Raw genomic sequence first — 7,769 nt, forward strand, 5'->3', positions numbered from 1 at the left:
TTGAAAAGCATGGCCCTGAACATCGCTCGAAGAAGCGGGTTTCTTTCAATGAAAGACGCTACCATGGCCTTTGCTAATAAAATTACGCTGATGACTAAGTACATTAGAACTTAACGACCCTGCCTCCTGATAGGGGGACAATGATACTTGAACAGTATAAATAATAAGTATTCGTCTTGCCCTCGCAAGATCTTATGGGAGGGGTAAAAGTAAGGATAGTCATTTAACAATGTTGAACATCGCAGAGCAGGCTTCTAATAAATTTATTTACCAGGTTACATCTATTATCCTGGTGGCTGTACTGCTGTTGGCTTTTTCTTCTTTATCCATACTTGCAGTAGCTGGTGCATTGTTCTCGATTTATATTCTAAATTGCCTGATTTTGAGCTTTGGGGAAGGCATCCCCATCAACCTAGTAATTATTTTTCTCGCCTGTTTGCAGTGGGTGATAGGACCAATCTTAAGTTATTATACCGGTATTAATCATCCCTTCTATGGCATGCAGGTTCCGGAGGAGGCATATCTGTCATTTGCTATACCAGGAGTTGTTCTCTTTCATTTAGGTCTGCTGTTACCCCTCACGGGAGTTGGGCATATACCTAAAATAGTTCTTAACGATATCAGTGCTGAGTTGGCAAACAAAGAAAAGGGAGCTTATTATCTTATAGGTACCGGGTTCTTTGCATCCTTCTTTATGCCACTGGCACCTCCGAGTCTTTTCTTTTTTTTGTATTTACTTACCCAGCTAAAGTTTATTGGCTGCTTTTACCTGTACTTAAATGAGTCCAGAAATAACACGGTGCTGTATATCGTTTTTGGTACATTGGTACTGGATGCCTTAGCCAATGCCCTGTTTCATGATCTGCTGTTATGGACTTTTTTCTTTTTGTTTATCTATTGCATAAAGAATAAAGTAACGCTTACAAGGAAATTAGTAACGTTAGGCGTAGGCTTTTTAATGATATTTATGCTTCAATCCGTTAAGTACCAATACCGGAACATAGCCTGGACAGATACTTCTCTGGATGCTTATGGTAAAGCTGAAGTTTTCTTTAGTATGATTTCAGAAAGGGTATGGTCACCGGAGAAGCTTTTGGATTCTCAGACAAATGAATTAGCTATCACCCGACTCAATCAAGGCTGGATTATCACGCGCGTGATGAATTATGTACCTCATATAAGGCCTTTTGCTGACGGGGAGACAGTCAGTAGTGCTTTTAGTTCTACCTTATTACCTCGCTTTTTGGCACCAGATAAAGCAGTGGTGGCAGGAGGGCGTGAAAAGATGGAGCGATTTACCGGTATTGTTTTGCAGCACGGTACCAGCATGAACATCAGTTTATTAGGAGAAGGGTATGGCAATTACGGGAAGAGCGGAGGAATTATCTTTATGTTCTTTATCGGTATTGCGTTCAGCCTCATTCTTCGGTTCTTGTTAGTGAAGAGCATCGTCCATCCTACTGTTATATTCTGGATTCCTTTTCTCTATTTGCAGGTAGTGAAGGCAGAAACTGATTTAGCTACTACTTTGAATTACCTGGTGAAGGCTACGATGGTGATGGTTATAATTTTCTATGCTTTTAGGAAAATCCTCAAAGTTGAAATATAGATTAGGAGGATTATTACTTAAAGTGCCTTTTTGTCACCCTATGAAGGGGGTGAGGGGGATAAGAGTCTGTCAGTAGTTCCGAACTGCTTTAGCTTCATTGCAAGAACAATGACTAATTAGTTTTTCTGAACAAACTTTTATACACAGGTGTAATCATCCCCCTACCCCCTTCGAAGGGGGACTTTTTCAAAGCTTTTTGTCCTCTCCGTTCATCCCATCATGAAAATTGTATACTTCTTTCGCAAAGCAGCACCCCCTTTTTTTAGTATCGAAGTACTTTTTCATACCATCATCAGCAACCTGAAGCATGCTGTAGCTGAAAAAGTCATTCTTCCTTACAAATCTGCAACCAGCCCTGCTGCTTTACTTAAAAATATCATGTATGCTTCTAAGAGGCAGGGACAGGTTAATCATATAACAGGTGACGTATATTATATAGCCCTTGCCTTAGACAATAAGAAAACTGTACTCACCATCCATGATATCGATTCTCTTGGGAGTAAAAACAGGGTAAAGAACTTTTTGCTTCACCTGCTGTGGCTTAAGCTGCCTGTGAGACGGGTGAAGTATGTCACGGTTATCTCGGAGTACAGCAAAAGGAAAGTGTTGGCTGCAACCGGTATCGCTGCAAATAAAGTCGTTGTCATCCCCAATTGCGTTCAGCTCACGGACAGGGATTATAAGCCGAAGGTGCAGCTAAACAAACAGGAACCGGTGTTACTACAGGTGGGCACGAAAAGCAATAAAAACTTACCCCATGTTGTGGAAGCCATCAAAGACTTATCGTGCAGGCTGCTGATCCTGGGGAAACTTTCTCCTATTCAGATGGAATTGTTAGAAGAAAAAGGGATTGTCTATGAAAACTTCTATTCTTTAAAATACGAGGAGGTAGTAGCGCTTTACTATCGGGCAGACATAGTTACTTTTGTATCGACGTATGAAGGTTTTGGTATGCCAATTTTAGAAGCAAATGCTTTAGGTAGACCCGTCATCACCAGCACCACGACTGCGATGCCTGAAGTAGCCGGAGAAGGAGCTGTGTTGGTAGATCCTTTTAAACCGGAGCAGATAAGGCAGGCTGTAGTTGATTTAGTAGCGGATGATACTTACAGGAACGACTTGGTTAGCAAAGGCTATCAGAACGTGCAGCGCTTTAAACCTGAAATGATTGCCGCAAAATATGAGGCACTTTATAAGAGAGTACTGGAGGAAAATTTGTGACACAAAAGCCTAAAGTTTTAATATCCATCGACTGGTTCACCCCAGGCTATAAAGCGGGAGGGCCGATACAGTCCTGCGCCAACATCGTTGCACACCTCCGGCACGACCTTGATTTTTACATCATCACACGTGACACGGACTATTGCGAAACTGAAGCCTATAATGGTATAACGTCCAACAGTTGGAACAGCGTAGCGGATAATGTGCAGGTTTATTATTTCTCAACAGACCAGTTGCATATTAAACACCTTTTTAAAGTGATAAAGGCTATCAAGCCTGATACTGCTTTTGTGAATGGTATTTACTCCTTTTACTTCTCAGTTATACCCTTACTGATTCTGAAGCGTCTGAAGCATCCAAACATTATTGTTTCGGCCCGGGGCATGTTAGCAAAGAGCGCCATTCATGTAAAAGGGGGAAAGAAAAAGCTTTTCCTGATAGCGGCCCAATTCACAGGCATGTATAAAGGTATCCGTTTCCATGCGACCCATGAAGGGGAGAAGCAGGATATCGTGCAGGCGCTGGGAACTGAAGCGAAGGTAGTGATAGCGCCAAACCTGCCGAAGAAGGCACATACTCTCGTCAACGAAAAAAGGATGAAATGCAAAGGAGAATTAAAGCTCATCAGTGTGGCGCGCATTTCTCCTGAAAAAAATACGAAGTATGCGCTGGAAGTGCTGGAAAGATGTGCTGGTGTAGGAAAAGTTACTTTTGATATTTTCGGACCTGTCTATAATGCTGCCTACTGGAAGGAGTGCCAGGAGGTAGTGCAGCGGCTTCCGAAGAATGTGGAAGTAAACTACAAAGGAAGCCTGGAGAGCGGGAGGGTGGCCAATACCTTGACAAATTACCATGCTTTGTTAATGCCGACCCGTGGCGAGAACTTTGGGCATATTATCCTGGAAAGCTTCACCGCTGGCTGCCCGGTTATCATCAGTGATCAGACGCCCTGGAAGAATCTTACAGGACTAGGCATCGGCTATGATCTCCCGCTGGATAACATGGATGACTTTGTGGAGGCCATACATGAACTTTCTCAAAAAGAGCAGGAAAACTATGATACCTCCTCGGAGAAGGCTTATCTTTATAGCCAGCAATTTTTGAATGATGAGAAGGCTGTTAGGCTAAATCACCTGATGCTCCAATAAAACAACAAACTGTGATTACTGACTTCAGACAAAAGAAAGTAGATCTGGCGGCTTATAACAACGACTGGTACAAGCCTGGAGGCAGCGCTTTCAAACGTACCCTCTGGTATTTTATAAACGTGCTCTTTTTCATCAATCCGCTGAATCCGGTAAGCGCCCTGAAGGTGCAGCTGTTGCGCCTGTTTGGTGCCAGAATAGGAAAAGGGGTCGTTATTAAATCAGGAGTAAATATCAAATACCCGTGGCACCTGCAGGTTGGGAACCATGTCTGGATAGGAGAGAACGTTTGGATTGATGACTTAGTGAAGGTGGTGATAGGTGACAATACAACGCTCTCCCAGGGCTGCATGCTGCTCACAGGCAGCCACGATTATAAGCAGCCAACTTTCGATTTAGTGGTAGGGGAGATTCACCTGGAGGAAGGTACCTGGATTGGGGCAAAGGCCATTGTTTGCCCTCATGTTACCTGCGGCTCCCATAGTGTGCTGGCTGCCGGCTCTGTCGCTACGAAGAATTTAAAACCCCATACTCTTTACCAGGGTAATCCAGCCGAAGCAAAAAGGGTACGCATACTAGAATAAATAGAACCCGTTAAGTTTTCGAAACCACCGGTTTTGCCAATATACATCAGCTTTGAAAGTCTCCATTATCACCATCGTATACAACAGCCGCGAAACCATAGCAGATGCTATTGATTCGGTGCTGAGCCAAACCTATACCAACATAGAATATATTGTGGTAGATGGTTTGTCTACAGATGGTACTGTGGAAATTGTGAAAGGGTATGGCGACCGCATTACGAAGTTTGTATCAGAGAAAGACGGCGGTTTGTACGATGCCATCAACAAAGGCATTCGTATGGCTACAGGTGATGTGATAGGGCTGCTGCATTCGGATGACATCTTCTACTCCAAAGAGTCTGTTACAGCTTTAGCTGAAGCATTCAAGGTAAATAACAGCGATAGCGTTTATGCTGACCTGGTGTATGTTGACCGGGAGAACACAGGGAGAATTATCCGCAACTGGAAATCAGGAAGCTACAAACGGCATAATTTTATCTATGGCTGGATGCCGCCGCACCCTACATTTTACGTGAAGCGAGAGGTGTACGAGCGGTTGGGCTTGTATGATATAAACTTCAAGAGCGCTGCTGACTATGAGCTCATGCTGCGCTATCTGTACAAACACGGCATCAGCACAGCCTATGTGCCTGAATGCCTGGTGCGGATGCGCGTGGGCGGGAAGAGCAACGTAACATTAAAGAACAGAATCAGGGCGAACAAAGAAGATTTTCATGCCTGGTACATCAATGGCTTGCAGCCCCGTTTCTATACCCGCTATCTTAAGCCGCTCAGGAAGCTGACCCAATTTCTGTAGCTTTCACCTTTCTTGTACCAAGATTACTTATATACCACCAATAAAGCCATAGCATTCTAATTCCGTCAGCACGAAGTGAATCAGTTTTTAGTATCTGGCTTGAGCACATGGGAGTAAGGGCAATGCCGTTAATTTAGTTATACACCCCATAAACGGGTATTATCTGTACGTCAGCACGAAGTGAATATGTTTCCAGTCTTTGGGTTGAGCGCCTTGGCGCAAAAAACTACCAGCGCGATGCCCAAAGACGAGGCCTCTCGGCCTAGAGAGCTCAGAGTGAAACAATTCAACTGTAGGTTATATGCCGCTGGATGAACAGTCACATTGGTAGCTTAGACAGATTCAACAACACTCTTAAGTGCTGTATGATGGAGATGTAATATGTTAGATAGAGCTAGTCTGGAGACTCTTATCCACAGTGCGTCATCGGATAGATTCCGGCGCCAATTTTAAATAATTACAAGGAGTACTTAAGAGTGATAGGAGAAAAGCCTGCGTAAATAAACCTCAGCAAATCCTGGCTACTTAGCTCCCTCTCCTGTTCTTAGGAGAAGGTTGGGGCGAGGTCATAAAAAAGCCTGAGATTTACACCTCAGGCTTTCGCGGTCTGGACGAGACTCGAACTCGCGACCTCCGCCGTGACAGGGCGGCATTCTAACCAACTGAACTACCAGACCAATAAATTTTTACTAAGCAGAGCCTTTTGCTCTTTGATGCGTTTACCGCAGTGTGACCTGCGGTCTGGACGAGACTCGAACTCGCGACCTCCGCCGTGACAGGGCGGCATTCTAACCAACTGAACTACCAGACCGTTTTGTTTTCCCTTACTTCTTTCTGTTAAGGTGATGCAAATGTATAGCGTTAAATTGGAATGTGCAAGCCTATAGCATGTTTTTGGCTCTATATTTTGCCGATTATGTGTTAATTTGTTCATTTACAAGCAGATTATTTTTTTGCTTTATAGATTTTTTTATCTTCTTGCCTATCATGAGTGGAAACTCTTAAATTTGTATCCTAATCAAGGAGGAACCTATGCTTTTAGATTTCGAACAGCCCATTGCTGCCCTCGAGGGCAAATTGAAGGAAATGAAGAAGCTGGCAGATGAGAGCCAGGTAGATGTTTCGGAGGCAGTAAAGGCCCTGGAAGAGAAAATCAAGAACTTAAAAAAGGAAACTTACGCCAACCTGACCCGTTGGCAGCGCGTGCAGTTGTCTCGCCACCCCGAGAGGCCTTATACCTTTGACTACATTGAAGGCATTACAGAGAAATTTGTAGAGCTGCACGGCGACCGCACGGTGAGTGACGACAAAGCCATGGTAGGTGGTTTTGGTGAAGTGGACGGTCGTAGTATTATGTTTATAGGGCAGCAGAAGGGGCGCAACACGAAACAGCGCCAGCTGCGCAACTTCGGTATGGCGAACCCGGAAGGTTACCGCAAGGCGCTCCGCCTGATGAAGATGGCAGAGAAATTCAATCGCCCGATTGTGACGCTCATTGATACGCCGGGTGCCTTTCCGGGGCTGGAGGCGGAAGAGCGTGGACAAGGAGAGGCGATTGCCCGCAACCTGAAAGAGATGTTTATGCTGAAGGTGCCGGTTATCTGTATCATCATAGGAGAGGGTGCCTCAGGCGGTGCCCTTGGAATTGCCATCGGTGATCGGGTGATGATGCTGGAGAACACCTGGTACTCTGTTATCTCACCGGAGTCCTGCTCTTCTATTCTGTGGAGAAGCTGGAACTACAAGGAGCAGGCCGCGGAAGCCCTGAAGCTCACTGCCAAAGACATGCTGCAGAACAAGCTGATAGATGGCATCATCAAAGAACCGCTGGGAGGTGCTCACCTGGAACCGGAAAAAATGATGCGCACCTTGAAAAAAGAAATTATTAGACTTCTGGATGAACTGGAGGGGATAGACGCTGAGGATCGTATCATGCAGCGCATAGAGAAGTTCTCCGGCATGGGTGTGGTACTGGAAGGATAGTTACCCATTCAAATACATTTTAAATGAACTGGAAATATAGACTTCCCTCTGTATTTCCAGTTCATTTTTTTGTTTCGGATTTTTATGGTTAAAAAATGACCCACCCCTGCCCCTCCGAGGAGGGGAATTTCTGAAGATTTTTTATTCCCCGCCTTGGACTTTAAAGGGGGCCCCTGCACCCCCAGGAGGGGTTAGGGGCAATGCAGTCAACTTAAGGGGACACAGTAGCTAGATTGTCATTTCGAACGCAGTGAGAAATCTGGGTTATTTCATGGCCCTGCAAAATTCCAGATTTCTCACTGCATTCGAAATGAACTGTGTTTAAAAGCAATATTTTGCTTATGATTTTTCCATGTAATACTCTCCTTTGGTAGCGATGGCAAAAGCCTGCTTTATGAGTTTGTTTGCCACAGCTATAAGTGCCAGCCGCT

General features: G+C 44.6%; 6 protein-coding genes and 2 tRNA genes. 6 read left to right on the forward strand and 2 right to left on the reverse strand.

The annotated features are described in order from the left end of the window. Positions 1-292 precede the first annotated feature (292 nt). The 5 genes from E1919_RS26530 (at position 293) to E1919_RS26550 (ending at position 5,355) form a co-directional block, all read left to right on the forward strand. On the forward strand, positions 293-1,609 hold the full coding sequence (locus E1919_RS26530) for a hypothetical protein (protein ID WP_162056426.1): 1,317 nt from the start codon (positions 293-295) through the stop codon (positions 1,607-1,609). Between the two features lie 219 nt (positions 1,610-1,828). After that, positions 1,829-2,830 (forward strand): glycosyltransferase, encoded by a 1,002-nt coding sequence (locus tag E1919_RS26535; protein WP_162056427.1) that lies wholly within the window; start codon positions 1,829-1,831, stop codon positions 2,828-2,830. After that, positions 2,827-3,978 (forward strand): glycosyltransferase family 4 protein, encoded by a 1,152-nt coding sequence (locus E1919_RS26540; protein ID WP_162056428.1) that lies wholly within the window; start codon positions 2,827-2,829, stop codon positions 3,976-3,978. The genes E1919_RS26535 and E1919_RS26540 overlap by 4 nt, the downstream gene beginning before the upstream one ends. Positions 3,979-3,989: 11 nt before the next feature. Continuing rightward, on the forward strand, positions 3,990-4,559 hold the full coding sequence (locus E1919_RS26545) for a WcaF family extracellular polysaccharide biosynthesis acetyltransferase (RefSeq protein WP_237144881.1): 570 nt from the start codon (positions 3,990-3,992) through the stop codon (positions 4,557-4,559). A gap of 52 nt (positions 4,560-4,611) precedes the next feature. Continuing rightward, the gene (locus E1919_RS26550; protein WP_162056429.1) at positions 4,612-5,355 is read left to right on the forward strand and encodes a glycosyltransferase family 2 protein; all 744 of its coding nucleotides are present in this window, start codon (positions 4,612-4,614) and stop codon (positions 5,353-5,355) included. 603 nt (positions 5,356-5,958) lie between these two features. Here E1919_RS26550 and E1919_RS26555 read toward each other — a convergent pair. Then, positions 5,959-6,032 (reverse strand) — tRNA-Asp (locus E1919_RS26555). A 60-nt stretch (positions 6,033-6,092) separates the two neighbouring features. After that, positions 6,093-6,166 (reverse strand) — tRNA-Asp (locus tag E1919_RS26560). A 221-nt stretch (positions 6,167-6,387) separates the two neighbouring features. Here E1919_RS26560 and E1919_RS26565 point away from each other — a divergent pair. Beyond that, a complete protein-coding gene (locus tag E1919_RS26565; RefSeq protein WP_162056430.1) occupies positions 6,388-7,338 on the forward strand; it encodes an acetyl-CoA carboxylase carboxyltransferase subunit alpha in 951 nt (316 codons plus the stop codon). Positions 7,339-7,769: the final 431 nt, after the last annotated feature.

Origin of the sequence: Pontibacter pamirensis, assembly GCF_010015475.1 — a bacterium.
In the GTDB taxonomy this organism is placed as follows: Bacteria; Bacteroidota; Bacteroidia; order Cytophagales; family Hymenobacteraceae; genus Pontibacter; species Pontibacter pamirensis.

What these genes read in the sequence shown, in the direction of transcription:
- E1919_RS26565 (WP_162056430.1), top strand. Translation starts at nt 6,388, where the DNA reads ATGCTTTTAGATTTCGAACAGCCCATTGCTGCCCTCGAGGGCAAATTG.
- E1919_RS26535 (WP_162056427.1), top strand. Translation starts at nt 1,829, where the DNA reads ATGAAAATTGTATACTTCTTTCGCAAAGCAGCACCCCCTTTTTTTAGT.